We start from the raw sequence: 24,476 nt of genomic DNA on the forward strand, positions 1-24,476 counted from the left end.
CCAGGAGGCCTGAGGCACCGGCGGGGAACGACATCCCGCCCGATGTGGGCGAGATGCTGCCGGGCTCACCGCGGGGCGGGCCGCGGCGCCGCGCGACGTCCGAGGATCGGCCCATGACCACCACCACACCCGCCACCCGCACCGTCGGCATCCTCGCCTTCGACGAGATGGAGGTCCTCGACCACGCAGGCCCCTACGAGGTCTTCAACGTCGCCGGGGACCTCGCCGAGGAGGCGGGCGGGGTGCGCGCCTACCGGGTCGTGTCGATCGGTGTCACCACCGGCGCCGGCACCCCCGAGGGTCGCGTGACCGGACGCGGTGGCTTCACCGTCCTGCCCGACCACACGCTCGCCGACGCACCGGCCGTCGACCTCCTCGTGGTGCCGGGAGGCGCGGGGACGCGGGCCCTGCTGGGCGACGACACGCTGGCGGCCTTCCTGCGCGAGCGCGCGGGGCAGGTCGAGGGGCTGCTGGGCGTCTGCACCGGCGCGCTCCTGCTCGCCTCCGCGGGGCTCCTCGCCGGCCGCCGCGCGGTCACCCACCACCTGGCCTCGGCCGAGCTGGCTGCGCTCGAGCCGGAGGTGGAGGTCGTCGAGGGGCGGCGGTTCGTCCGCACGAGCGAGCGGACGTGGACCTCCGGCGGCATCTCAGCCGGGATCGACCTGGCCCTGCACGTGGTCGAGGAGCTCAGCGGTCGGGCCCTGCGCGACGCCGTGGTCGACGAGATGGAGTGGGGCTGGGGCTCCTGAGGCGACTCGCGGTCCTGGGCCCGGCGGCACCGCACCGACATCGCCCTCGAGGCACTCACCTCTGAGCACTCGGCAGTGGGCCCCGGGCGGGCCCCACTACCGACGGCAGCGAACCTGCTCGGCCCCACACGGTAGTCGGGCCCGGGTGGGCCCCACTGCCGAGTGCGCGGGAGGTGGCCCTGCCTCGGCGGCGCGAGGGCAGTCGGCCGCCCAGACCGAGCTCCGCACCCATCTCCCCCGGGTCCGTCTCGGCGCGCGGGCGGGTGCTCAGGCGAGCTCGAAGTCGTCGAAGTCGAAGCCGGGCGAGACCAGGCAGGAGACGAGCGCGTCGGCGTCCGACGGCACCGTCCGCTGCCACTCGTCGGCCGGGACGAGCACCTGCCCCTCCTCGCCGGCCGCGACGTGGGTGCCGACGAGGACGACCGGGCCGGCCTCGTCCGGCCGCTCCCCCGTGCCGCCCCGCTGGAGAGCGACCGTGCCGGTGTGCGCGAGCCAGGTCTCGTCGCTGCTCACCCGGTGCCAGGCGGAGGCCTCCCCTGCCTGGAGGAGGAACCAGATGAGCGTGGCCGTGGGGCGCACGCGTCCGTCCGGGAGCGTCACCTCCACCGGGCTGCGCCACGTCTGGCGGTACCAGCCGCCCTCCGGGTGCCCGGCGAGGGCAAGTGTCCGGACCAGGGGGTGCGTCGAGGCGTCCACCGGTTCATGATGCGAGCGTGCAGACCGAGATCATGTACCGACCCGCTTACGCCGCCGCTCGACTCCAGCTCGCGGCCGGCGAGACCGTCCGCGCGGAGGCCGGCGCCATGCTCGCCATGTCCGGCGTGGAGATCCAGACCTCCACCCAGGGCGGGCTGCTCAAGGGCCTGCGCCGCGCGGTCCTGGGCGGAGAGTCCTTCTTCATGAACACCTTCACCGCCCAGCACGACGGGGCCGAGCTCTACGTCGCCCCGGCGCTTCCCGGCGACATGGTGTCGTGGCAGGTGGACCACCCGCTGCTCGTCACCTCCGGCTGCTACGTGGCCTCCTCGGCGGGCGTCGAGGTCGACACCTCGTGGGGCGGCGCGAAGACCTTCTTCTCCCGCGAGGGCTTCTTCCTCCTGCGCATCACCGGCCCGGGCGACGTGGTGCTCAGCTCCTACGGCGCGATCCACGCCGTCGACATCGAGCCGGGCCGCACCTTCACCGTGGACACCGGCCACCTCGTCGCCTGGAGCGAGGGGATGCAGTACGGCGTGCGCAAGGTGGGCGGCTGGAAGTCGACCCTCTTCAGCGGCGAGGGCCTGGTGACCGACTTCGTCGGCCCTGGTCGGCTCTACCTCCAGACGCGCAGCCAGGACGCGTTCCTGTCCTGGCTCATCCCGCAGCTGCCGCAGCCGTCGAACAACGGCTGAGCGGTCGGCGCCGGGCGCTCAGACCGCCGGACGCTCGTTGTAGACGCCCGCGCGCTCCTGGCCGGAGAGCCCGGCGATCGCGTCCATCACCTCGTCGGTGAGGACGCGGCGGGCCTTGCCCAGCGGCACGCCCTCGAACCGGTCCCCCGGGACGATCGGCGCGCCGAACCGGACGGTCACGTGCACCAGCCGCGGCAGGGTCGAGCCGACGGGCTGGAGCTTCTCCGTGCCGATCAGCCCGACGGGGACGACGGGCGCGCCGGCCGTCAGCGCCAGGTGGGCGACACCGGTGCGACCGCGGTACAGGCGGCCGTCGCGCGAGCGGGTGCCCTCGGGGTACAGCCCGAACGCCTCGCCCCGCTGCAGCACCTCCAGCGCGGTGTCGAGGCTGGTCAGCGCGGCGCGCGGGTCGTCGCGGTCGACCGGCAGCATGCCGAGGCCGGCGAACCACGCGCGGCTCAGCGCGCCCTTGACCCCGGAGCCCGTGAAGTAGTCCGACTTGGCGAGGAAGACGACCTTCCTGGGCACCACGCACGGGATGACGACCGAGTCGACGAAGCTGAGGTGGTTGCTCGCGAGCACGACCGGACCGCTGGTCGGCACGTTCTCCAGGCCCTCGACCGTCGGGCGCCACACGGCCCGCGCCAGCGGCGGCACGACGGCGTGCAGGCTCCGGTACAGGCGGTCGGAGTCCGTTCCCTGGGTCCCCTGGTCCTCGCTCACGGGGCCAGTCTGGTGGTTACCCGTCGGTCGTGGAGAACCGGTCCAGCCTCCTGCACAGGACGGGCCCGTCCCTCCACACCCCGAGGCGGTTACACACAGGCTCGTGCACAGGTTCTTCCACAGGTTGTGCACACGCCCGGTCAGCCGGAGAGGGGTCGCGGCCGCACCGCGAGCAGCACCACGTCGTCCTCGTGCCCGGCGACCTGCTCGAGGAGCGCGGTGCACACGGCCTCCGGGCCGTCGCCCGCGTACCGCGCGAGCGCCCCGGCGAGCCACTGGACGCCCGCGTCGATCTGCCGGTCCCGGCGCTCCACCAGGCCGTCGCTGTAGAGCAGCACCGTGTCCCCCGGCGCCAGCTCGACGCGGTGGTCGGAGCGCACCGCGGAGGGCTCGACGCCCAGGAGGACGTCACCCGGCGCGTCCAGCACCTCCACCGCCCCGTCGGCGCGGAGCACCAGCGGCGGCGGGTGCCCGGCGTTGCACCAGTGCAGGAGGTAGCCGTCCGGGCCCTGCTCCTCCAGGACCCCGACCACGCTCGTGGCGACCACAGGCACCCCGAGGCCGTCCATGGCCCGGTCGAGGTCGCCCAGCACCTGCGAGGGCAGCCAGGCGTCGCCCGCGTAGGCCACGCCGCGGACGAGGTTGCGCAGCTGCCCCATCACCGCCGCCGCGTGCTGGTCGTGGCCGGCCACGTCCCCGACCACCAGCGCGACCGCGCCGTCGGGCAGACCGAAGGCGTCGTACCAGTCGCCGCCCACCGCGGACTCCACGCTGGCGGGCTCGTAGCGCACGGCGACCTCCACCTCCTGGGTGACCTGCGGCTTGGTCAGCAGGCTGCGCTGGAGCGCCTCGGAGATGCGCCGCTCGGAGTCCCGCACGAGCACCGCGTCCAAGGCCGTGCCCAGGGTGGTGGCCACGGAGCTGACGAACATCCGGTAGTCGTCGTCGACGGGCAGGCGCGGGTCGAGCCGGACGACGAGCCGCCGCGGCGTCGCGCGAGGGTGCTGGGTCGGCACGTCGATGCTCGCGCGCCGGCCCCGGCCCGGCGGGGCGGGCTCGACCACCAGCCCGATCTCCCCGACCGCGCCCTCGGTGATCGAGACCTCGGCGAGGTCGTCCGGCGCCGTGGCGGCGAGGCCGGCGACGGCGCGGCGCAGGAGCGACCGCTCGCTGGTGGCGTCGGCCAGGTCGCGCTGGAGCGCGGTGAGGGCCAGCGTCCGGCGTCGGCGGAGCACCGTCGCCGTGGTCTCGCTGGCGACCACGAGGACCCCGGAGACGGCGTCCCCCGGGCCGCGCACCGGGGAGCAGGAGAAGGTGAACCAGCACTGCTCCACGTAGCCGCTGCGCTCCAGCGGCACGAGCGCGTCCTCGGCCCAGGTGGCGCCCAGGCCCGCGAAGGCGTGCTCGATGTGCGGGCCCACGTCGTCCCACGCCTCGGTGAAGGTGAGGGGGTACGGACGCCCGAGGGCCGCCGGGTGGGCCGAGCCCACCACCCGCGAGTAGGCCTCGTTGTAGAGCAGGACGAGGTCGGGCCCCCAGCACAGGGACGCCGGGAAGCGCGTGCCCAGCACGAGGTCCAGGGCGTGGTCCAGCTCCGGCGGCCAGGTCTCCGGGGAGCCCAGGGTCGTCGACTCCCAGTCGACGGCCGCGTAGGCGGGCCCCAGGACCGGGCCGGCGTGGTCGACGATCCGCTCGAGGCGGGTCCGGGCGCTGGTCACCGCACCATCCTCGCCCGTGCCGCCGCCTCGCGTGGCGGGTTCGGGCAGCCTCACCCGGCAGCCCCCGGTGCCGGCGCGGCGGGCGTGGCCGGGAGCACGGCCCCCACCGGCAGCACGGGCAGTACGGGCAGCACGGGCAGCACGGGCTCGACGAAGGCCGCGGCCATGTCGACGCGGCCACCGGCGCGCAGCGGGGTGCCCTCGTCGCCGTAGGCCCGGCGGGCGCGCTCGCCGTGGCTCGGCGGGAGGCTGCCGTCCGACCTCACCACCCGCCACCACGGCACACCGCCACCGTGCTCGGCCATGACCGCGCCCACGCGGCGGGGCCCGAAGCGGCCCACCGCCTCGGCGATCGCGCCGTAGGTGGTCACGTGGCCGGGCGGCACCGACTCGGCGGCGAGCAGCACCTGCTCGACGTAGTCCTCGGGGTGCTGCACCGGTGTCCTCCGCTCTGCCTGCGTGTCCCTCCCGACGCTAGCCGGTCGCGCCGAGCAGACCGGCCGCGGCGGCCGGCGCCACGCCCGTGAAGGGCTCGGTGCCGGGCACGAGCCGGAGACCGGCGGGCGCGCCGTGGGCGGCGGCCCAGTCGAGCGCCCGGGCCAGGGCGGAGACCCCGTTGCTGCCCGGCACGGGCAGCACCGCGAGCGTGGAGAGGGTGCCGACGGCCCGGCCCTCGGCGTCGAGGAACCCGGAGCCGGAGTCGCCGGGGACGCCGGGGGTCGCGGTCATCACCTCGAGGGTCCAGCCCCGGGTGCTCGGGTCGGGCGCGAGGACCTGCCCGGTGCGCGGGGAGAGCGGGTTCTGCCCGGCCCGCAGCGACGAGGCCCCGTAGGAGAAGACGGCGTCGCCCTCGGCCGGGGCCGCGCCCAGGCCGGTCGGCCCGCCCCACACGGGCACGGAGGGGTTCACGTGGGCCACCGCGGCGGTGGGCAGGCGCACGAGGGCGAGGTCGTTGCCGGCGCAGGCGGCCGCGTCGTCCCCACCGGACGCCTGCATCGCCCGCCAGGACGACCACGCCAGGCGTCCGCGGGCCAGCGTCGTCCCCCCGGTGAGCAGCGAGCCGCCGGAGGCGACGCGCACACGCGTCCCGTAGCGGTAGGTCCGCACCGTGCAGCCGTCGGTGTCGGTGCTCTCCCCGCCGGCGGCGCAGTGCGCGGCGTAGCCGAGGTACACGTGGCCGGCGGCATCCGTGAGCACGAAGGACGCCGTGCACTGGGCGCCGCGCGTGTACAGCTGGACGCCGGGGGTGATGGTCGCGTCGGCCACCGGTGCCCAGGTGGTGACCCGCCGGTGCTCGGTGGTCCGCTGCGCCACCGAGCCCGACGCCCGCGCGGGGCTGCCGGCCAGGGCCAGCAGGGCCACGACGAGCAGCAGGACACCGGGAGCCACGAGGGCTGTCGAGGCGGACGCGGGGCGGCGGAGCGGGCGTGGGGACATGCCCGCTCAACGACCCCGCGGCGCCCCGGGCTACGGCTCCCGGTCCCGCTGCGGAACGGGATGCCTCAGAGCACGGGTGTGAACGGCTCGGTGCCGGGGACCAGGGCGAGACCGGCGATCCCCGCGTGCTGCCGGGCGTAGGCCAGCTCGTGGGAGAGGTTACCGATGCCGTTGGAGCCGGCCAGGGGCGCGAGCGCCACCGTGGACAGCGTGCCCAGCGCGGCGCCGTCGGCGTCGAGGAAGCCGGACCCGGAGTCCCCCGGGATGCCGGGGGTGACGGTGTAGACGGTGTGCGACCAGCCGCCGTCGGTGGAGGCCAGCACGGTGCCCACCTTGGGCGAGAGGGCGGAGGCCCCCGCGCGCAGCGAGCTGTTGCCGTAGCTGGACACCTGCTCGCCGGCGTCCGCGCCGCCCGAGGCCAGGGCCGTGGGGCCGCCGAAGAACGGCACGCTCGGGTTCACGTCGGCCACCGAGGCCGGGTCCACCCGCACGAGCGCGAGGTCGTTGTAGGCGCAGGTCTCCGGGTCGTCCTCCCCCGCGTCGGCCATGGCGAGCCACGAGGAGTAGGCGAGCGTCCCGGTGCCGAGCGTCTCGCCGGAGGTCACCAGCGAGCCGCCGGAGACGAACTCGACCGGCGTGCCCAGCGGCAGCGACGCGGTCGAGCACCCGTCGGTGTCCGTGGAGGAGCCGGTGCCGGCGCAGTGCGCGGCGTAGCCGACGTAGACGTCGCCGGCGGCGTCGGTGTAGACGAAGTTGGCGGTGCACTGGGCGCCCTCGGTGTACATCTGGACGCCGGGCGTGATCGTCGCCGAGTCGGCGTCCGCCCAGGTGGGTGCCGCGGCGGGTGCCGCGTCGGGTGCCGCGTCGGCGCGGGCCGCGGACGACACCCCGCCGATGACGGCCGCCGCCGTCGCCAGGATCGCCACGGCGCCCAGCGCCACCGGGGTCCGACGGTCCCGACCCACGCAGGCGACCCTCACCGCTCCGGTGCCTTCATCGGTGCTGCGTCGCGTGGTGCTGCTCATCGAGGACTCCCTCGGTCGCGGGGCCGCGCCGAGTCGGCAGCCCCTCGTCCCAGGGCTCAACGAGGTGGTCTGGTCCAGGTCACGCCGGCCGCCCCGACGGCCCATGGTCAGGAGCCGGTCCGCGGCGAGACGACACCGCCCCGCCCGAGCAGTGCTCGAGCGGGGCGGTGGACGCGGGGTCGCGCCGGGCGGGAGCCGGCGGGACCGCGCGAGGGATGCCTCAGTAGGACGGCTGCGAGGGGTCGATCTGGTTCACCCACGCGACCACGCCGCCACCGACGTGGACGGCGTCGTCGTAGCCCGCGCCCTTGATGACCGCGAGGGCCTCGGCGGAGCGGACGCCCGACTTGCAGTGCAGGACGACCTGGGTGCCCGAGTCGACCGACGGCAGCTGCGAGAGCGCGTTGCCGTTGAGGAACTCGCCCTTGGGGATCAGCACCGAGCCCGGGATCTGGTTGATCTCGTACTCGTTGGGCTCCCGGACGTCGACCAGGACGAAGTCCCGGCTGCCCTCCTCGCGCTCCTTGAGCATGTGCTCGAGGGTCGTGACGGAGATGGTCGAGCCGGCGGCGGCGTCCGCCGCCTCGTCCGAGATCGCACCGCAGAAGGTCTCGTAGTCGATGAGCGCGTCGACGGTGGGGTTCTCGCCGCACAGGGCGCAGTTGGGGTCCTTGCGGACCTTGAGCTTGCGCCAGCTCAGCTCGAGGGCGTCGTAGATGACGAGCTCGCCGACGGCGGGGTCGCCGATGCCGGTGATGAGCTTGATCGCCTCGTTGACCTGGATGGAGCCGATGGACGCGCACAGCACGCCCAGGACGCCGCCCTCGGCGCAGGAGGGGACCATGCCCGGCGGCGGGGGCTCGGGGTAGAGGCAGCGGTAGCAGGGCGCACCCTCGACCTGCTTCGGCGCGAACACCGAGGCCTGGCCGTCGAAGCGGTAGATGGAGCCCCACACGTACGGGATGCCGAGCAGGTAGGCCGCGTCGTTCACCATGTAGCGGGTGGCGAAGTTGTCGGTGCCGTCGACGATGAGGTCGTAGCCCTCGAAGACGCGGAAGACGTTGTCGTTGTCGAGCCGCTCGTCGTGCAGGACGACGTTCACGTAGGGGTTGGCCTCGAGGATCGACTCCTTGGCCGAGACCGCCTTCGACTTCCCCACGTCGGACTGCCCGTGGATGATCTGGCGCTGCAGGTTGGACTCGTCGACCTCGTCGAACTCGGCGATGCCGAGGGTGCCGACGCCGGCCGCGGCCAGGTAGAGCAGGGCCGGGCTGCCGAGGCCGCCGGCGCCGATGACCAGCACCTTGGCGTTCTTCAGCCGCTTCTGCCCGGTCATGCCGACGTCCGGGATGATCAGGTGACGGCTGTAACGACGGACCTCGTCGATGGTCAGCTCGTCGGCCGGCTCCACGAGTGCTGGGATGGACACTGCTCGCTCCTCGATCGGGTGCACTTCTGACAGGGCGGTCAACACCGGGTGCGGTGCGAGATGTTCCCTGTCGTGATGTCCCATGGTCCCGGGCCCGGGCGCGACGGCGCGCCACGTCCCGCCATGCGGACCCGTGGGGCGGCGGAAACGCGAGAGTCTGGCCCACGCCTCGCGCGTCAGGCAAGCCTTTCTCCGGGCTCACAGGCAAAGAACAGGAAGGTCTGGACCGGAGGGGCTCCCGCACGGTCGGATCTCCCCCAGTCGAAGCCACCCGGACGGGTACGGATGGTGCTGGCGGACCTCGGGAGCGGGGCCCCGGCCTGCCCGGCCCGCCGGGACCGTCTGCCACCGGAGGGAACCACCCGTGAGAACCACCCCACGCAGCGTGCTGGGAGCGGGCGTCGCCGCGCTCGCCGTCACCCTGCCCTTGACCCTCGGCTCGCTGCCGGCCCAGGCCGCCCCCACCGCGACCGGGGCCCCGCCCTCGGAGGGTGCGGGGGCCGCGCACCGGCCGGACGACCGCCCGGGCCCGCTGGCCAAGGAGCAGCAACGCAAGCGGGCGAAGGCGCTGGAGATGCTCGCCAACGGCAGCGCCCGCCTGCGCGCGCAGTCGGACGGGGGCGCGACGGTGCAGCTCGCGGCCGGCGACTACGTCGAGTTCCCGGTCGAGAAGACCGACACCGTGTGGACGATCCTCTCCGAGTTCGGCGACTCCGGGTCCGGCAGGCTGGGCCGGACCCCGGGGCCGCTGCACAACGAGATCCCAGAGCCCGACCGCAGCACCGACAACTCCACGGCCTGGCGAGCGGACTTCGACCTGGCCTACTACGACGACCTGTTCAACGGCAGCGGGGAGTCGTTCAAGAACTACTACGAGCAGCTCTCCAGCGGGCGCTACAGCACCGACAGCGTCGTGGAGGACTGGGTGCAGGTGCCCGGCAACGCCTCCACCTACGGCGACAACGCCGTGGAGGACGACGGCGGCGCCTGGCAGTTCATCGCCGACACCGTGGACGCCTGGTACGCCCAGCAGAAGGCCGACGGGGTCACGGACGCCGCCATCGCGGCCCACCTCGCGTCCCTGGACCAGTGGGACCGCTACGACTACGACGGCGACGGCGACTTCAACGAGCCCGACGGCTACATCGACCACTTCCAGGCGGTCCACGCCGGCGAGGGCGAGGAGGCCGGCGCCGACCCCGACGCCATCTGGTCCCACCGCTGGTACGTCAACGCCACGGACGTCGGCACGACCGGCCCGACGGTCGACGGCACCCCGAACCTCCTGGGCGGCACCGAGATCGGCGACAGCGGGGTCTACATCGGTGACTACACCGTCGAGCCGGAGAACGGCGGCCTCGGCGTGTTCGCCCACGAGTACGGGCACGACCTCGGCCTGCCCGACTACTACGACACCGCCGGCGGCGACAACAGCACCGGGTTCTGGACGCTCATGTCCTCCGGCTCGTGGCTGGGCCACGGCGGCGCCGACGAGGGCATCGGCACGACCCCCGGCCTGATGGGCCCGCAGGAGAAGTACTTCCTGGGCTGGCTCGACCACACCGAGGTCTCGCCCGGCGAGAGCGTCACCGTCGACCTGGGCCCGTCCCAGCACACCTACGACGGCCTCGACCAGGCCGTGAAGGTCGACCTCCCCGACAAGTCCACCACCACGCAGTACGTGACCCCGCCCTCCGGCACCCACGAGTGGTGGTCCGGACGCGGGGACAACCTGAGCAACACCCTCGCCCATGCGGTCCCGGCCGCCTCCAGGGTGACGGTGAAGGCCTCCCTGTGGCACGCCATCGAGGCGGGGTACGACTACCTCTACGGCGAGTACTCGCTGGACGGCGGCGCGACGTGGACCCGGATCGGCTCCGGGATCGACGGTGACTCCTCGCGGTGGAGCACCCAGCGCTGGGCCTACCGCCCCCAGGGCCAGGCGTCCCTCTTCCGCTTCCGCTACGCCACCGACGGCGGCGTCAACGAGGCCGGCGCGTTCCTCGACGACATCACCATCTCCGCCGGCAGCACCGTCGTCGTCAGCGACGGGGCCGAGAACGGCACCGGCGAGTGGGTCGCCAAGGGCTGGACGATCAGCACCGGCAGCGAGACGGTGCAGACCCCGCGGTACTACCTGATGGAGAACCGGCAGTACGTCGGCTACGACGCCACCCTGGAGCAGGGCCCGTACAACTTCAGCGAGCTCTACTCCCGGCCGAACTGGGTCGAGCACTTCGCCTACCAGCCGGGCCTGCTGGTCTGGTACGTCGACCTGTCGCAGGCGGACAACAACACCAGCGCCCACCCGGGCTCCGGCTACGCGCTGCCGGTGGACGCGCGGCCCGCGCCGTTCACCTTCCCGGACGGCTCGAAGCCCTCGAACCGTCGGCAGCCGCTCGACGCGGCGTTCGGCCTGACGCCGGTGCCGCAGACCTGCCTGCACAAGGAGACCTCCGCCGGCCAGAGCGTGGCCGCGTGCTCCCCGGCGGGTCCCGGCATCGCCACGTTCGACGACAGCGATCCCGACGCCTACTACGACGCCACCAACCCGCAGGGCTCCGTGCGGGTCGCCGGCCTCGGCGTCACGGCCACCGTCACCGGTCAGGACGGCGACGTGCTCACCGTCCACGTGGTCGACCCGGCCTCCTGAGGCCCGGCGCCGGCACGCTCACCGGCAGCCTCACCGGGCCGCGGCGGATCACCGTCGCGGCCCGGCGAGGTGACGGGCAGGTAACATCGCCCGACCGGACCTTCCGGATCGAGCACCCCGAGGAGCACCTGCGTTGTCCGCTGACCAGTACGAGGCCACCGAGCCCGCGGCCGGCACCTCCACCGGGGTCCGCCCGCGCGGGGGCCGCATGCCCCGCAAGGAGCGTCGCGCCCAGCTGCTCGAGTCCGCGCTCGAGGTGTTCGTCGCCCAGGGTTACCACGCGGCCGCGATGGACGACATCGCCGACCGCGCCGGCGTCTCCAAGCCGGTGCTCTACCAGCACTTCCCGGGCAAGCTCGACCTGTACCAGGCGCTGCTGGAGACCGCGGCCGACCAGATCATCAAGAACTGTCGCCGCGCCCTCGCCTCCACCGAGGACAACAAGCTCCGCGTCGCGGCGGCCATGGACGTCTTCTACGGCTACGTGGCCGAGCGCTCCGGTGCCTTCCGGCTCGTCTTCGAGTCCGACCTCACCAACGAGCCCGCCGTCCGCGCCCAGGTCGACCGCGTGACCACCGGCTGCGCCACCGCCATCGCCGAGGTCATCCACGACGACACCGGCCTGGACGACGAGGCCTCCATGCTCCTCGCCGTCTCGCTGGTGGGCATGGCCCAGGTGAGCGCCCGCTACTGGCTCGTCGACGGCGGGGGCCTCACCCGCGAGCAGGCCACCGCCCTCGTCTCCGGGCTCGCGTGGCGCGGCATCGGCGGCTACCCGCGCACCGACGAGGCGCCCGAAGCCTGACCCGGGCGACGGCCCCGCCGGCCACCCCGGTCGCGGGTCGCACCCGCCCGGGTGGCGTCAGGGACTAGGCTCGCGGACGAAGGTACGACCGGCGACGAAGGAGGACCCGTGGAGGTCAAGATCGGTATCCAGCAGGCCCCGCGCGAGATGGCGGTGGACGTCGACGGGACGCCCGAGTCCGTCCAGCAGCTCGTCTCGGACGCCGTGAGCACCGGCAACCTGCTCGTGCTCACCGACACCAAGGGCCGCACCATCGCCGTGCCCGGCGCGAAGATCGCCTACGTCGAGATCGGCACGGCCCAGGTGGGCACCGTCGGCTTCCGCAGCTGAGGCAGCCCCACCCGCACGACCCCGCACGCCGCGAGCGCCCCGGACCCACTCGGTCCGGGGCGCTCGCGCGTGCAGGGTCGCGCAGGGGGGGGGATGCCGAGGCGGCTCAGGAGTCGAGGCCCAGCTCGCTCATCCGGTCGGTGTGCCGCTCGGTGAGCCGGGTGAACATCCGGCCGAGCGCGGCCAGGTCGAGCCCCGGACGGTCGATGCCGCCGGCCAGCAGCGAGGACAGGCCCTCCCGCTCGGCCGCGACCCGCTGGGCCTGAATGAGCGCCTCGCCCATGAGGCGGCGGCCCCACAGGGCGAGCCGGCCGCCCAGGCGGGGGTCGGCGGCGATGGCGGCCCGGACCTGGGTCACGGCGAACTCGGCGTACCCGCCGTCCTCGAGCGTGCCGACGACGAGGGCGCGCGTGCCCCCGTCGAGGAACGCGGCGATCTCCCGGTAGAAGTCGTTGGCGAGGCCGTCCCCGACGTAGGCCTTCACCAGGCCCTCGTACCAGTCGGAGGACGCGGTGTTCTCGTGGAACGCGTCGACGGCACGGCGGAAGGGCTCCATCGCCGTGTAGGGGTCGCTCCCGAGCTCGGTCAGCCGGGCCTCGATGCGACCCAGCTTGTTCAGCTCGCCGGCGGCCATCCGCCCGAGCTGCACCTTGTCCTCCAGGCGCGGCGCCAGGGCCGCGTCCTCGCCGAGGCGGCTGAACGCGGTGATGAGCCCGTAGCCGATCACGGCGAGCAGGTCGACGACCGCCTGCCGGTACTCCGGGTCCTCGAAGGCCAGCGGCTCCTCGTCGACGACGGCGTCCGCCGCCAGGTCGGTCGCGGACGCGCCGGGTGTGACCTCGGATTCAGTCATGCTCGCAGCGTATCGGTATGGTGAAGGTGCGCGTGTGCCGCGCGCCGACGCCCACGGCGGTCGTCGGCCACCCCGGCACCGCGGCGGCCCCGAGCCGCGCGACGGCACTCCGACCAAGATCCCCCGACGTCCACCGGACGCCACCGAGGACGGCCGCCGCGAGCCGGAGGGCCGCAGGTATGTGCGCGGCAGACGTGCAGGGGACTCCCACCGGAGCCGCCGGGTCGGCCGCATCCGAGACTCGCGGTCCTGCTCCCCGGACGGGCCGCCGCACGAAAGCAGACATCCTTTGACGACCTTCCGAGACCTCGGGGTCATGCCCGAGATCTGCGACGCGCTCGAGCGCGCCGGCATCACCACCCCGTTCGCCATCCAGGAGATGACCCTCTCGGTCGCCCTGGCCGGCACCGACCTCATCGGCCAGGCCCGCACGGGCACCGGCAAGACCCTCGCCTTCGGCATCCCCGTGATCCAGTCGAGCACCGCGCCGGGCGACGAGGGCTACGCGGCCCTCCCCCAGGGCAAGCCGCAGGCGCTCGTCGTGGCCCCCACCCGCGAGCTGGCCCTCCAGGTCTCCTCCGACCTCACCCTCGCCAGCGCCGACCGCGGCCTGCGCGTCCTCACCGTCTACGGCGGCGTGGGCTACGAGCCCCAGATCGAGGCCCTCGAGACCGGCGTCGACATCGTCGTCGGCACCCCGGGTCGTCTCATCGACCTGGCCAACCGCAAGGTCCTCGACCTCGGCCACGTCCGCGCCCTCGTGCTCGACGAGGCCGACGAGATGCTGGACCTCGGCTTCCTGCCCGACGTCGAGAAGCTGCTCAAGCTCACGCCCTCGACCCGGCAGACCATGCTGTTCAGCGCGACCATGCCCTCCGCGATCGTGGCCCTGGCCCGCACGCACATGCGCTCGCCGATGAACATCCGCGCCGAGGCGTCCTACGAGAACGCCACGGTGCCCGCCACGTCCCAGCACGTGTTCCAGGCCCACGACCTCGACAAGCCGGAGATCGTCGGCCGGGTCCTGCAGTCCAAGGACGTCGAGAAGGTCATCGTCTTCACCCGCACCAAGCGCGCCGCCCAGCGCCTCGCCGACGACCTCGTCGAGCGTGGCTTCAAGGCCAGCCCGCTGCACGGCGACATGGCCCAGGTGGCGCGCGAGAAGGCGCTGACCCGCTTCCGCGACGACAAGCTCCAGGTGCTCGTCTGCACCGACGTCGCCGCCCGCGGCATCGACGTCCGCGGCGTCAGCCACGTCATCAACTACTCCTGCCCGGAGGACGACAAGACGTACGTCCACCGCATCGGCCGCACCGGCCGCGCGGGTGCCTCCGGCACGGCGATCACGCTCGTCGACTGGGCGGACCTGCACCGCTGGAAGCTCATCAACAAGGCGCTGGACCTGCCCTTCGACGCCCCGGCCGAGACCTACTCGACCTCCGAGCACCTCTACACCGAGCTCGACATCGAGCCCGGCACCAAGGGCCGGATCAAGGCGCCCGAGCCGGCCGCGCCCCGCGAGAAGCGCGAGGGTGGCGACCGCGAGCGCGGCGAGCGCCCGGCCCGCAGCCGGAACCGCAACCGCACCCGGACCCGCTCGCGCGGCGGCGAGGTCGTCTCCGACGAGTCCGCCCCGGCCTCGTCCGAGGGCGACGACACCACCGGCGCCCCCGCCGAGGGCGGCCCCGCCGCGGCGGACGGCGAGTCCGCGCCGCGTCGCCGTCGTCGCTCCCGCGGACGCGGCGGTCGTGGCCGCGGCGGTGCCCAGTCGGGTGACCAGTCCGGCGACAGCGCCCCCGCCGCCTCGGAGGCCTGAGCCCACGCAGCAGGGCTCCACGCTCGACCGGCCCGGTACCGCCTCGGCGGTGCCGGGCCGTGCTGCGTCCGGGGCGCCTGCGTAGGCCGGGGCGCCTGCGTAGGCCGGGGCCGCTCAGGCCGTGACGACGACCGTGGTGCCGAGCTGCGCGAACTTCCACATGAGCAGCGCGTCGGAGTGCTTCTGCCGGATGCAGCCGTGCGACCGCGGGGTCCCGAGCTGGGCGACCGTCTGCTCGTGCTCGCCGTTCTTCACCGGCAGGTCGTGGAAGCCGATCGCGGCGCCGCTCGTCCCCTGGGTGAACCGGACGAACAGGTTCATGGTCGAGCCGTCGATGCCGTAGGCGTGCCGGCTGCGCGAGTAGACCTCGTAGGTGCCGGGGTCCAGGTTGTCGATCCTGCTGCCCGAGACCAGGTAGCTCGCGAGGACCTGGTCCTTCGCGCCGATGATCCACACGCGCTGCGAGGACTGGTCGAAGACGGCGCGGCGCCCCGAGCCGGAGTCCGCCGGCGGGTCGGGGTACGCGGCGGTGCTGGCGGAAGCACTGGCGGAGGCCGAGGCAGTGGCGGAGGCACTGGCTGAGGCGGAGGCACTCGCGGAAGCAGTGGCTGAGGCGGAGGCGCTGGCGGAGGCGGACGTGGAGGTGGAGGTGGCCGCCTCGAGCGCGACGGTCGAGGACGTCGTCCCCCCGAAGGCGCCGAGGCCACCGACCACGGCGACCGCCGTGAGCACCAGGGAGCCGGAGGCCGCGGCGATCCGCCCCCAGCGGGGCCGGACGGCGGCGTGGCTGCCCGCGGAACGCGGGGCGCGCCGCCGACCGACGGCGGTGGCCCTGCGCCGGTCGCTCTCCCCCACCGGCCTCACGCCTTCGCCCGGCGGGCGCGGCCGCGGGGCCGAGCGGCGCGGGCGACGAGGTTGGCCGCGACCTCGCGGTAGGCCTGCGCGCCCTTGCTGGTGCGGCTGGTGGCCAGGATCGAACGGCCCGCGGCGGGGGCCTCGGCGAACTTGATCGTCTTGGGGATGGGCGGCTCGATCACCTCGAGCGAGTAGGTCTCCGAGATCGTCTCGAGCACCGTGCGGGCGTGGGTCGTGCGACCGTCGAACAGGGTCGGGAGCACGCCCCAGACCTCCAGCTTCCTGTTGGTGAACCGCCGCACGTCGTGCACCGTGTCGAGCAGCTGCCCGACGCCCCGGTGCGAGAGCGTCTCGCACTGCAGCGGCACGAGGACGCCGGTGGCGGCGGTCAGCGCGGCCACGGTGAGCACCCCCAGCGAGGGCGGGCAGTCCAGCAGCACCCAGTCGTAGTCGTCCTCGAGCTCCTCGACCACCATCTTGACGACGTGCTCGCGACCGGTGCGGGTGAGGAGGTCGGCCTCGGCCCGGGCCAGCTCGATGGTAGCGGGCAGCAGGTCCACGCCGTCCTCGGTGGCGATGACCGTCTCCGCGGCGTCCGCACCCTGCGTGAGCACGTGGTAGATCGACGTCTCGACGTTCTCCGGGTCGATGCCCAGCGAGAACGTGAGGCACGCCTGCGGGTCCAGGTCGACGAGGAGCACACGGTGACCCAGCTCGGCGAGCGCGGCTCCCACGGAGGCGACCGAGGTGGTCTTGGCGACGCCGCCCTTCTGGTTCGCGACGGCGAGTGTGGTGGTCATCGGCAGCCACTATGCCCGAGTGGGCGTCCCGTTCGGCGCACCCGCACGGTGCGGCGGCCCGATGGGCAGGTCAGGACGCCGGTGGTTGACTGATCCGGTGAGCCCCGCGTCCACTCCCCCCTCCCCGTCCCCCGCCCGCTCCCGGGCCCTCGTCACGGGGGCGACGGCCGGCATCGGCCGCTCCTTCGCCGTCCAGCTCGCCTCCCGCGGGCACGACCTGGTGCTGGTGGCCCGTGACGCGCCCCGGCTCGAGCGGCTGGCCGGCGAGCTGGCCGACCGCTTCGGCACCGACGTCGAGGTGCTCCCGGCCGACCTCACCGACCGGACGCAGCTGGCGACGGTCGAGGCGCGCCTGGCCGACGCCGAGCGCCCGGTCGACCTGCTGGTCAACAACGCAGGCTTCGGTCTCAAGGGGCGCTTCGCCGACAACGACGTGGACGCCGAGACCGCGATGCTCGAGGTCCTCGTCGTGGCGGTGCTCCGGCTCTCGCACGCGGCGCTGGGGGCCATGTCCGCCCGCGGGCACGGGGCCGTCCTCAACGTCTCCTCGGTCGCGGCCTTCCTGCCCCGCGGCACCTACTCCGCCGCCAAGGCGTGGGTGAACCGGTTCGGCGCGTGGGCCTCGGCCGAGTACCGCCCGCGCGGGGTCACCGTCACGACGCTGTGCCCGGGGTTCGTGCGCACCGAGTTCCACGCCCGGATGGGGGTCGGCCGCGGGTCGGCGCCGTCGTGGCTGTGGCTCGACGCCGACGACCTGGTCGCGCAGGCCCTCGACGACCTGGCCGACGGCCGCGCCTTCTCCATCCCCTCCCGCCGCTACCGCGCCCTCGTGGCGCTCTCGCGGGTCGTCCCGGACCGGGTGCTCCTGCGGCTGCAGGGCTTGGGTAGACGCTGACGAGGGGACAGACTCGGGGCATGCCCGACCTCTGGGGGCGCGTGGAGCGCCCGGACGCCGAGGTCTGGTTCCTCGACCGGGCCGAGGACGCCCCGCCCGTCGTCCTCCTCCACGGCCTCGCCGGCTACGCCCGCGAGTGGAGCGCCACCATGGACGCTCTCAGCCCGGAGTGGTCGGCGGTCGCGGTCGAGCAGCGCGGCCACGGCAGCAGCACCCGGTGTCCGACCGACGTCTCCCGCGACGCCTACGTGGACGACGTCCTCGCCGTGCTCGACGACCTCGGGCGCGACGACGTCGCCCTCGTCGGGCAGTCCATGGGCGGGCACACCGCCATGCTCGTGGCGGCCCGCGCGCCGGAGCGCGTCTCCAGCCTCGTCCTGGTCGAGGCCGGGCTCGGCGGGGACGACCCCGCCGCCACCCGCGCCATCGGCGAGTGGCTCTCGTCGTGGCCGGTCCCGTTCGCCGACCACCGCGAGTTCGTCCGGTTCTTCGGGGGCTCGGAGCACACGGCCGCCGTCTGGGCGGCCGGGCTCGAGGAGCGCGAGGACGGCCTCCGCCCGACGTGGGACGCCGCGACGCTCACCCGGGCCCTCGCCGGCGTCCACGCCCGGGAGCACCTCGAGGAGTGGGGCGAGGTCACCGCCCCCACCCTCATGGTCCTCGGCCAGCACTCCTCGGTGCCGCGCCGCCAGGTCGAGAGCATGTGCGCCCTGCGCCCCGACACCCAGGTGGTGACGGTGGCCGGAGCCGGCCACGACGTCCACCTGGACGCGCCGGGCACGTGGGTCGACCTGCTCACGCACTTCCTGAGGGACCCGCAGAAGAGCCTGGGCTGAGGCCCGTCGCCCTCGTCGCGGGGTCAGCCCGCGTCGCCAGGGCCTGCGTCCCGTCAGCCCAGGACGCCGGGCGTCGACCGCCCGGAGGCCGCCGCAGCCCGCGCCGCCCGCTCGAGCAGCCGCTCGTACTCCTCGGGAGCCGTGGTGTGGCAGCCCAGGTCGTGGTCGATCTTCCCGGTGCCGTGGTGGTCGCTGGACCCGGTGACGACGAGGTCGAGGTCGCGCGCGATCCCGCGCAGCGTCTCCCGCACCGCCGGGGGGTGGTCCTGGTGGTCCACCTCGAGGCCGGCGAGCCCCAGCCCGGCCAGCTCCGCGAGGGTCTCCGGGCCGGGCTCCTGCACCGAGCGCCGACCCCAGACGTGGGCGATCACGCTCACGCCGCCGGCGGCGGTCACCTCCGCGAGCACCTGGCGCAGCGGCGCCGCGTACCGGTCGACGTGCCCCGGCCTGCCCGGGTTGAGGTAGCGCGCGAAGGCCTCGTCGCGGCTGGCGACCACGCCCTTGGCGACGAGCGCGTCGGCGACGTGGGGGCGGCCGGAGGCGGCGCTGTCGCCGGAGACCGCCGCGACGTCCTCCACGGTGAGGTCGATGCCGAGCGCGACGAGCCGCTCGACGATCGCCGGCGTGCGGCCCGAGCGGCCCTCGAGGATGCGGGTCAGGTGCCCCGCCAGCGCGGGCTCGGTCGGGTCCGGGAGGTAGGCCAGGAGGTGGACGTTCCAGCGGTCGAGCCGGGTGCTGATCTCCATCCCGCGCACGAGCGTGAGACCCACCTGCGCGGCGGCCCTCGCGGCCTCGTCCCACCCGTCGGCGGTGTCGTGGTCGGTCAGGCCGAGGACGTCCAGGCCCGCCGCCCGCGCGGCGTGCACGAGCTCCGTCGGCGACTGCGTGCCGTCACTGGCCCGCGTATGCGTGTGGAGGTCGATGCGCACGCCCTCACCCTAGTGGCCGGGCCGCGCCCGTCCCACCGACGCCGAGCCGGGTCACCAGGGCTGCGCGGTCTCCCCGAAGCCGATCTCGACCAGGGCCGGCCCCAGGGTCGTGAGGTCCCGCAGGTGCCAGCCCTCGCGCAGCAGCAGGACGGCGGACGCCGGCCGGACGACCAGCCAGAGCCACTGGCCGTCGACCTCGCCCACGAGGACGCTGCGGTCGTGCCCGTCCTCGTCGTCCTCCGCGCCCGGGAGGTCGAGGAGCGCGTCGTCCTCGGCGGGGCCCGAGGACACCGGCCAGAGGCTGACCTGACGCTGCTCGGCCCGCAGGCGCACGAGCGGCGGCCCGTCGAAGGTGGTCGGCGCGGGCTCGGCGCCCAGCCCTGCACAGCGCGGGCCGAGGCCGGTGCCCGGCCGCTCGTGGACGACGAGGACGTCGACCGGGCCGTCCAGCGTGGTGGTGCCCGAGACCCCGACGAGGGTCGCCTCGGTGCCAGGGCTGCCGGCCGTGGCGAGGGCCGTGACCGCCCAGTCGGGCCCGAGGGGCCACGGCGTCAGGCTGGCCAGCGTGCCGGACCGCTCGACCTGGCCCACCAGGGCGGCGTAGTCCAGCTCGTCCGGGCGCCACAGCGGCGCCACCTCACCGTGCGTCGGGCACGTGTGCACCGGCGTCCCTTCCAGGTCCACGAGCCCGACCGGGGCCGGGCAGCGTGGGCACGTCGCGTCGCTCACCGGGACACGGTGCGGCGTCACGGGCCCCGGCGTCAACAGTCGCCGGTGGCTGGTCCGGTGCTCAGGCGTTCCAGCGCCGGACCTCGCGCAGGCCCCGGTCGGTGCCCAGCACGGAGATGGTGGTGGTGTCGAGGTGGAAGTGCCGGCCCTCGGCGACGGGGAGGTCGAGCCATCGGACCGCGAGCACCCGCAGCGAGTGCCCGTGCGCGAACGCCAGGACGGGGCCGGACGCGGCGCGCGCCCGCTCCACGACCCGGTCCAGCCGAGCCGCGACCTGGCGGGGCGACTCCCCGCCGGGGCAACCGTGGGTCCAGACCGCCCAGGTGGGGTCCTTCTCCTCGTGCACCTGCGCGCGCGTCATGCCCTCGTAGTCGCCGTAGTCCCACTCGGCCAGGTCCTCGACGATCTCCGGGGACTCGAAACCCGCGAGAGCAGCCGTGCGGCGGGCGCGCTGCCGCGGGCTCGCCCACACCTCGGCGAACTCGACCTCCGCCAGCCGCTCGCGCAGGGCGATCGCGCCCTCCTCACCCTCGGGCAGCAGGGGCAGGTCGGTGGTCGAGGTGTGCCTGCCGTTGCGGCTCCACTCGGTCGCGCCGTGGCGCACCACCCACATCTCGGGCAGCTCCGGGTCGACCCGGTGCGGCAGCGGGGCGGCGAACGGGGCGTGGTGGGAGGTGGTCACGAGGCGGGATTCTCACCCGGCCCGGGGCTCGGGGGCGAGTCGGCGCGTGCGCCGCCACCCGCTGCGGCGTCGGGACCACCCGGGCGGGCGACCTCGGCGCGCAGGGCCGCGAGCTCCCCCCGCAGCTCCGCCAGCTCCCCGCGCAGGGGCGCCAGCTCGGCCCGGAGCGCCTCCACGACGTCCTCGGAGGACGCGGCACCGGACGCGCGCGGCACCGGGTGCCCGCCCGCCTGGGCCCCACTCTCCTGAGGACCGGCCTCCTGAGTACCGGCCCCGTGAGCGGCGGCGGCCCGCTCCGCGGCGCGCGCCTCCTTGCCCTCGGCGACCTTCTCCACCAGCCACGAGGCCATCGACCCGGTCACGGTGCCGAGCAGGGCGACGCCCATGACCATGAGGCCGGCGCCGACCCAGCGCCCGGCGTCGGTGATCGGGAAGGTGTCGCCGTAGCCCACCGTGGTCATCGTCGTGAGCGCCCACCACAGCGCGTCGCCGAACGTGGTGATGTTCGCGCCGGGGGCGTCCCGCTCCGCGTCGAGCACGGCGAGGGCCGCCGTCATCGCCAGCAGCAGCGAGCCCAGACCGACGTACAGGCCGACGCGGCCGCGCAGCGTGCCCGCGGCCGTGCGGTTGAGCACCCGCACCAGCAGGAGGAGCCGCAGGAGCGCGAGGGGACGCAGCAGCGGCAGCACCAGCACCGCCACGTCCAGGACGTGCCGCAGCAGCCAGCGGCCGCGGTGCTCGGCCGCGGCGAGCCGCAGGACGAAGTCGACCGCGAAGAGCACCCAGGTGACCACGATGACCACCGAGCAGGCGCGGGTGGTGCTCGCGGGCAGGCTCGGGTCGAGGATCGGCCACGCGTAGGCGGCCAGGAACAGCAGCGAGAACGCCACCAGCGGCCACTGGGACCAGCGCTCCCAGGCCGTCACCGGCCAGGAGTCGCGCGGCAGCGTGGGCATCGTCGGGCTGGTCGGTCTCCGCGGGTGCACACGACCATCCTGGCAAGCCGGGCTGCGGGGCGCGCGCACGGCGCGCCCCGCGACGTCCGGCGGGTTCCGGCGGGTTCCGGCAGCCTCCGGCGGGGCCTCAGGCCTGCGGGCCGGGCCAGTTCTTGTCCGGCTGCGGCACGGGCCGCCCGGGCTGCTCGCCGCCCCGCGCCTCGAGGTAGCTCTCCTTGGGCACCATCACCTTGCGGCGGAAGACGCAGACGATCTTGCCGTCCTGGTTGTAGCCGATGGTCTCGACGTGGACGACGCCCCGGTCGTCCTTGCTCGTCGACTCCCACTTGTCGAGCACGGTGGTCTCGCCGTAGAGGGTGTCGCCGTGGAACGTCGGGGCGACGTGGCGCAGCGACTCGATCTCGAGGTTGGCGATCGCCTTGCCGGAGATGTCCGGCACCGACATGCCGAGCAGGATCGAGTAGACGTAGTTGCCCACCACGACGTTCTTCCCGAACTGCGTGGTCTCCTCGGCGTAGTGGGAGTCCAGGTGCAGCGGGTGGTGGTTCATCGTGAGCAGGCAGAAGAGGTGGTCGTCGTACTCGGTGACCGTCTTGCCCGGCCAGTGCTTGTAGGTCGCGCCGACCTCGAACTCCTCGTAGCTGCGTCCGAACTGCACGGTTCCTCCTCGTCGAGGGGCCCGGACGACGCGCGTGGGGCGTGACGTCCGGTACCGGTGTGTGGGTGACGTCTCATCCTGGCCAGTCCGGGCCGTGGGGGCACCCCCGCCCGGCGTGGCGTGGTTCACGCGGGCGCCGCTTCCGCCCGTCCCCTCCCCCTCTCAGCGCCCGTCCTCCGCGCCGTCGCACGCACGGGGAGGTACCGGACGCCGGGTGAGGGAACCGATCCGCCGGCGAGGGCGTCCCACGACCATGAGGACCACGACCCCCACCCGCGGCCGCGCACCGCGACTCCCCCTGCTCGCCGCGGCCGGCGCGCTCGTGGCCTGCGCGGCGCTCACCGGCTGCTCCGGCGGCACCACGACCGCCACCGACCCGGCCGCCACCGACCCCGCCGCCACGGACCCCGCGACCGACCTCCCGCTCGAGGCCTCCAGCGCGTCAGCCAGCCCCTCGACCAGCCCCTCGACCAGCCCCTCGGCCAGCGCGTCCCCCACCGTCGGCACCTACCCCGCCTTCGGCCCGAAGACGTACGCGTACACGCTGGTCGTGAGCTGCTTCTGCGTCGACGGCGGCGTGCCCGTCCGCGTCACGGTCGAGGACGGCGAGGTCGTCTCCGCGGTCTACCTGCGCGGCGGCGGTCGCGGCGGCGTCCAGAAGGGCGACGATGCCCCGGACTACCGCCGGCTCACGCTGGACGACGTCATCGACGCGGCCAACGACACGGACGCCGACCGCGTCGACGTGGTGTGGCCGGACGGCCAGGACCACCCGTCCTCGGTGGCGGTCGACCCGGACTCCCGCGCGGTCGACGAGGAGGTCGCCTACACCGTCCGGGACGTCGTGGTCACCGGCTGAGCCGCCCGGGCCGGGCTAGGGCGGCCACCGCCGCCACTCGGGTCGGACGCCACGGATCGGGAGCATCCGCACCCGGGTGCAAGAATGCTCGACGCCCGCGCCGGCGTCCGCCCGACGCGCGTGGGCGCTGATGACGATGCCGGGCGGGCCAGGCGGAGGCGGCGACGTGGCCAAGCGGGTGTTCCTGCACGTGGGGACGATGAAGTCGGGGACGACGTTCCTCCAGTCCCTCATGTGGAAGCACCGCGCGGCGCTGCTGGAGCGTGGCCTGCTGCTGCCCGGCGAGCGGCTCCTGCGCCACTTCCACTCCTCGGCGCTGGTCTGCGGGCGCCAGGAGGTCATCGACGAGCTCACCCCGGCCGAGCTCGGCACGTGGGAGCGGCTCCTCGAGCAGGTGCGCGAGTTCGACGGCGACGGCTTCATCGGCCACGAGCTGTTCTCGCCCGCGACCCCGGAGCAGGCCGCCGGCGCCCTCGCGGACCTCGAGAAGGTCGCCGACGAGGTGCACGTCGTGCTCACCATGCGCGACCTCGGACGGCAGCTCCCCTCGCACTGGCAGGAGGTGGTGAAGTCCGGCACCACGGCCACGCTCGCGGAGTACGCCGCGGCCATCGAGGCCGACCCGGACGAGAAGTTCTGGACCTTCCACGACGCCCCCCGCCTCCTCGCGCGGTGGACGCAGGGCCTGCCCGCGGAGCGGGTGCACGTGGTCGTCGTCCCCAAGAAGGCTCCCTCGGACTGGCTGTGGCGCGAGTTCCTGGGCCTCATGGGCGTGAGCAGCGAGGGCCTCGACCACGTCTCGGACAACCCGAACACCTCCCTCGACATGGGCGGCGCCGAGGTGATGCGCCGGGTGCAGCTCGCGATCCCGGCCGATGAGCACGGGCTGACGATGCGCCGGCTCACCAAGGGCTTCCTGACCCGCGACGTCCTCGGCCCAGCCGGGAGCCGGACCCCCTTCGTCATCGGGCCCGACGCCCACGCCTTCCTCGTCCGGCGGGCGGCGGAGATGACCGAGGAGCTCCGGTCCCGCGGCTACGACGTCGTCGGCGACCTGGACGACCTCCTCGTCGACCCGACACCTCCGGCCGGGCGCACCGCGGACGACGTCACCGAGGACGAGGTGGCCTCCGTGGCCGTCGGCGGGCTCGCGAGGATGGTCGTCCACGACCGGCACCAGCGGGACGAGATCGCGACCCTGCTCGCGCAGCGGGCGCGGCTGCGCGGCCGCGTCGAGGCGCTCGAGCGTCAGCTGGCGCAGGCCTCCGCCCCCGCGCAGCGCCGGCCGCTGCACCGTCGGCTGCGCAGCGCCGTCGGCCGCCGGCTGCGCCGGGGCTGAGCCCCACCG

The 24,476-nt window shown here is 74.5% G+C and carries 25 protein-coding genes; 10 read left to right on the forward strand and 15 right to left on the reverse strand.

Annotation, left to right across the window (positions count from 1 at the left end; all coding sequences use genetic code 11):
* Positions 1-113: 113 nt before the first annotated feature.
* On the forward strand, positions 114-749 hold the full coding sequence (locus tag E8D37_RS05145) for a DJ-1/PfpI family protein (RefSeq protein ID WP_136568693.1): 636 nt from the start codon (positions 114-116) through the stop codon (positions 747-749).
* 267 nt (positions 750-1,016) lie between these two features.
* Here the strand turns inward: E8D37_RS05145 and E8D37_RS05150 are convergent, their stop codons facing one another.
* A complete protein-coding gene (locus E8D37_RS05150; protein WP_240770198.1) occupies positions 1,017-1,445 on the reverse strand; it encodes a cupin domain-containing protein in 429 nt (142 codons plus the stop codon).
* A gap of 17 nt (positions 1,446-1,462) precedes the next feature.
* Here E8D37_RS05150 and E8D37_RS05155 point away from each other — a divergent pair, with 17 nt between their 5' ends.
* Positions 1,463-2,140 (forward strand): TIGR00266 family protein, encoded by a 678-nt coding sequence (locus tag E8D37_RS05155; RefSeq protein ID WP_136568694.1) that lies wholly within the window; start codon positions 1,463-1,465, stop codon positions 2,138-2,140.
* A gap of 18 nt (positions 2,141-2,158) precedes the next feature.
* On the opposite strand, the gene E8D37_RS05160 is transcribed toward E8D37_RS05155, so the two are convergent.
* From E8D37_RS05160 to moeZ, 6 genes are all read right to left on the reverse strand, one after another.
* A complete protein-coding gene (locus E8D37_RS05160; RefSeq protein ID WP_240770199.1) occupies positions 2,159-2,863 on the reverse strand; it encodes a lysophospholipid acyltransferase family protein in 705 nt (234 codons plus the stop codon).
* A 140-nt stretch (positions 2,864-3,003) separates the two neighbouring features.
* Positions 3,004-4,581 carry a PP2C family protein-serine/threonine phosphatase gene (locus tag E8D37_RS05165; RefSeq protein WP_136568695.1) on the reverse strand — a complete coding sequence of 526 codons (1,578 nt, stop codon included), beginning with the start codon at positions 4,579-4,581 and terminating at the stop codon, positions 3,004-3,006.
* A 50-nt stretch (positions 4,582-4,631) separates the two neighbouring features.
* Positions 4,632-5,018, reverse strand: a complete 387-nt coding sequence (locus E8D37_RS05170) for an MGMT family protein (protein WP_136568696.1) — start codon at positions 5,016-5,018, stop codon at positions 4,632-4,634.
* Positions 5,019-5,055: 37 nt separating this feature from the next.
* Positions 5,056-5,970 carry a hypothetical protein gene (locus tag E8D37_RS05175; protein ID WP_168929626.1) on the reverse strand — a complete coding sequence of 305 codons (915 nt, stop codon included), beginning with the start codon at positions 5,968-5,970 and terminating at the stop codon, positions 5,056-5,058.
* 113 nt (positions 5,971-6,083) lie between these two features.
* The gene (locus tag E8D37_RS05180) at positions 6,084-7,043 is read right to left on the reverse strand and encodes a hypothetical protein (protein ID WP_206055578.1); all 960 of its coding nucleotides are present in this window, start codon (positions 7,041-7,043) and stop codon (positions 6,084-6,086) included.
* Positions 7,044-7,263: 220 nt separating this feature from the next.
* Complete coding sequence (moeZ, locus tag E8D37_RS05185; RefSeq protein WP_136568698.1) at positions 7,264-8,472, reverse strand: adenylyltransferase/sulfurtransferase MoeZ; 1,209 nt, start codon at positions 8,470-8,472, stop codon at positions 7,264-7,266.
* A 364-nt stretch (positions 8,473-8,836) separates the two neighbouring features.
* Here moeZ and E8D37_RS05190 point away from each other — a divergent pair, with 364 nt between their 5' ends.
* The 3 genes from E8D37_RS05190 (at position 8,837) to E8D37_RS05200 (ending at position 12,260) form a co-directional block, all read left to right on the forward strand.
* Positions 8,837-11,125: an immune inhibitor A domain-containing protein gene (locus E8D37_RS05190; RefSeq protein ID WP_240770200.1), complete on the forward strand. Its 2,289-nt coding sequence runs from the start codon at positions 8,837-8,839 to the stop codon at positions 11,123-11,125.
* A gap of 208 nt (positions 11,126-11,333) precedes the next feature.
* Positions 11,334-11,930: a TetR/AcrR family transcriptional regulator gene (locus tag E8D37_RS05195; protein ID WP_136569044.1), complete on the forward strand. Its 597-nt coding sequence runs from the start codon at positions 11,334-11,336 to the stop codon at positions 11,928-11,930.
* 108 nt (positions 11,931-12,038) lie between these two features.
* Positions 12,039-12,260 (forward strand): DUF3107 domain-containing protein, encoded by a 222-nt coding sequence (locus tag E8D37_RS05200; RefSeq protein WP_136568700.1) that lies wholly within the window; start codon positions 12,039-12,041, stop codon positions 12,258-12,260.
* Positions 12,261-12,366: 106 nt separating this feature from the next.
* On the opposite strand, the gene E8D37_RS05205 is transcribed toward E8D37_RS05200, so the two are convergent.
* Positions 12,367-13,113: a ferritin-like fold-containing protein gene (locus E8D37_RS05205; RefSeq protein ID WP_136568701.1), complete on the reverse strand. Its 747-nt coding sequence runs from the start codon at positions 13,111-13,113 to the stop codon at positions 12,367-12,369.
* A 316-nt stretch (positions 13,114-13,429) separates the two neighbouring features.
* Here E8D37_RS05205 and E8D37_RS05210 point away from each other — a divergent pair, with 316 nt between their 5' ends.
* Complete coding sequence (locus E8D37_RS05210) at positions 13,430-14,929, forward strand: DEAD/DEAH box helicase (protein ID WP_136569045.1); 1,500 nt, start codon at positions 13,430-13,432, stop codon at positions 14,927-14,929.
* Between the two features lie 114 nt (positions 14,930-15,043).
* On the opposite strand, the gene E8D37_RS05215 is transcribed toward E8D37_RS05210, so the two are convergent.
* Together E8D37_RS05215 and E8D37_RS05220 are read right to left on the reverse strand one after the other, a co-directional pair.
* On the reverse strand, positions 15,044-15,784 hold the full coding sequence (locus E8D37_RS05215; protein ID WP_136568702.1) for a L,D-transpeptidase: 741 nt from the start codon (positions 15,782-15,784) through the stop codon (positions 15,044-15,046).
* A gap of 5 nt (positions 15,785-15,789) precedes the next feature.
* Positions 15,790-16,584 carry a ParA family protein gene (locus E8D37_RS05220; RefSeq protein WP_136568703.1) on the reverse strand — a complete coding sequence of 265 codons (795 nt, stop codon included), beginning with the start codon at positions 16,582-16,584 and terminating at the stop codon, positions 15,790-15,792.
* A 97-nt stretch (positions 16,585-16,681) separates the two neighbouring features.
* Between E8D37_RS05220 and E8D37_RS05225 the strand changes: the two genes are divergently transcribed.
* Together E8D37_RS05225 and E8D37_RS05230 are read left to right on the forward strand one after the other, a co-directional pair.
* Entirely contained in the window at positions 16,682-17,479 is a 798-nt protein-coding gene (locus E8D37_RS05225) for an SDR family oxidoreductase (RefSeq protein WP_240770201.1), read from the forward strand.
* A gap of 20 nt (positions 17,480-17,499) precedes the next feature.
* The gene (locus E8D37_RS05230; protein WP_136568704.1) at positions 17,500-18,315 is read left to right on the forward strand and encodes an alpha/beta hydrolase; all 816 of its coding nucleotides are present in this window, start codon (positions 17,500-17,502) and stop codon (positions 18,313-18,315) included.
* A gap of 53 nt (positions 18,316-18,368) precedes the next feature.
* On the opposite strand, the gene E8D37_RS05235 is transcribed toward E8D37_RS05230, so the two are convergent.
* The 5 genes from E8D37_RS05235 to E8D37_RS05255 form a co-directional block, all read right to left on the reverse strand.
* The gene (locus tag E8D37_RS05235; RefSeq protein WP_136568705.1) at positions 18,369-19,244 is read right to left on the reverse strand and encodes a PHP domain-containing protein; all 876 of its coding nucleotides are present in this window, start codon (positions 19,242-19,244) and stop codon (positions 18,369-18,371) included.
* Positions 19,245-19,295: 51 nt separating this feature from the next.
* The gene (locus tag E8D37_RS05240; protein WP_136568706.1) at positions 19,296-19,973 is read right to left on the reverse strand and encodes a DUF6758 family protein; all 678 of its coding nucleotides are present in this window, start codon (positions 19,971-19,973) and stop codon (positions 19,296-19,298) included.
* A 61-nt stretch (positions 19,974-20,034) separates the two neighbouring features.
* Positions 20,035-20,655 (reverse strand): histidine phosphatase family protein, encoded by a 621-nt coding sequence (locus tag E8D37_RS05245; RefSeq protein WP_346763582.1) that lies wholly within the window; start codon positions 20,653-20,655, stop codon positions 20,035-20,037.
* Positions 20,652-21,611: an ion channel gene (locus E8D37_RS20520; RefSeq protein WP_206055579.1), complete on the reverse strand. Its 960-nt coding sequence runs from the start codon at positions 21,609-21,611 to the stop codon at positions 20,652-20,654. The genes E8D37_RS05245 and E8D37_RS20520 overlap by 4 nt, the downstream gene beginning before the upstream one ends.
* A 127-nt stretch (positions 21,612-21,738) precedes the next feature.
* A complete protein-coding gene (locus tag E8D37_RS05255) occupies positions 21,739-22,398 on the reverse strand; it encodes a MaoC family dehydratase (RefSeq protein WP_346763583.1) in 660 nt (219 codons plus the stop codon).
* Between the two features lie 124 nt (positions 22,399-22,522).
* Between E8D37_RS05255 and E8D37_RS05260 the strand changes: the two genes are divergently transcribed.
* Both E8D37_RS05260 and E8D37_RS05265 read left to right on the forward strand, forming a co-directional pair.
* Positions 22,523-23,128 (forward strand): DUF6174 domain-containing protein, encoded by a 606-nt coding sequence (locus E8D37_RS05260; RefSeq protein ID WP_136568708.1) that lies wholly within the window; start codon positions 22,523-22,525, stop codon positions 23,126-23,128.
* Positions 23,129-23,294: 166 nt separating this feature from the next.
* Positions 23,295-24,467 carry a hypothetical protein gene (locus E8D37_RS05265; RefSeq protein ID WP_136568709.1) on the forward strand — a complete coding sequence of 391 codons (1,173 nt, stop codon included), beginning with the start codon at positions 23,295-23,297 and terminating at the stop codon, positions 24,465-24,467.
* Positions 24,468-24,476: the final 9 nt, after the last annotated feature.

This window comes from Nocardioides sp. GY 10127, from assembly GCF_004919085.1.
GTDB lineage: Bacteria > Actinomycetota > Actinomycetes > Propionibacteriales > Nocardioidaceae > Nocardioides.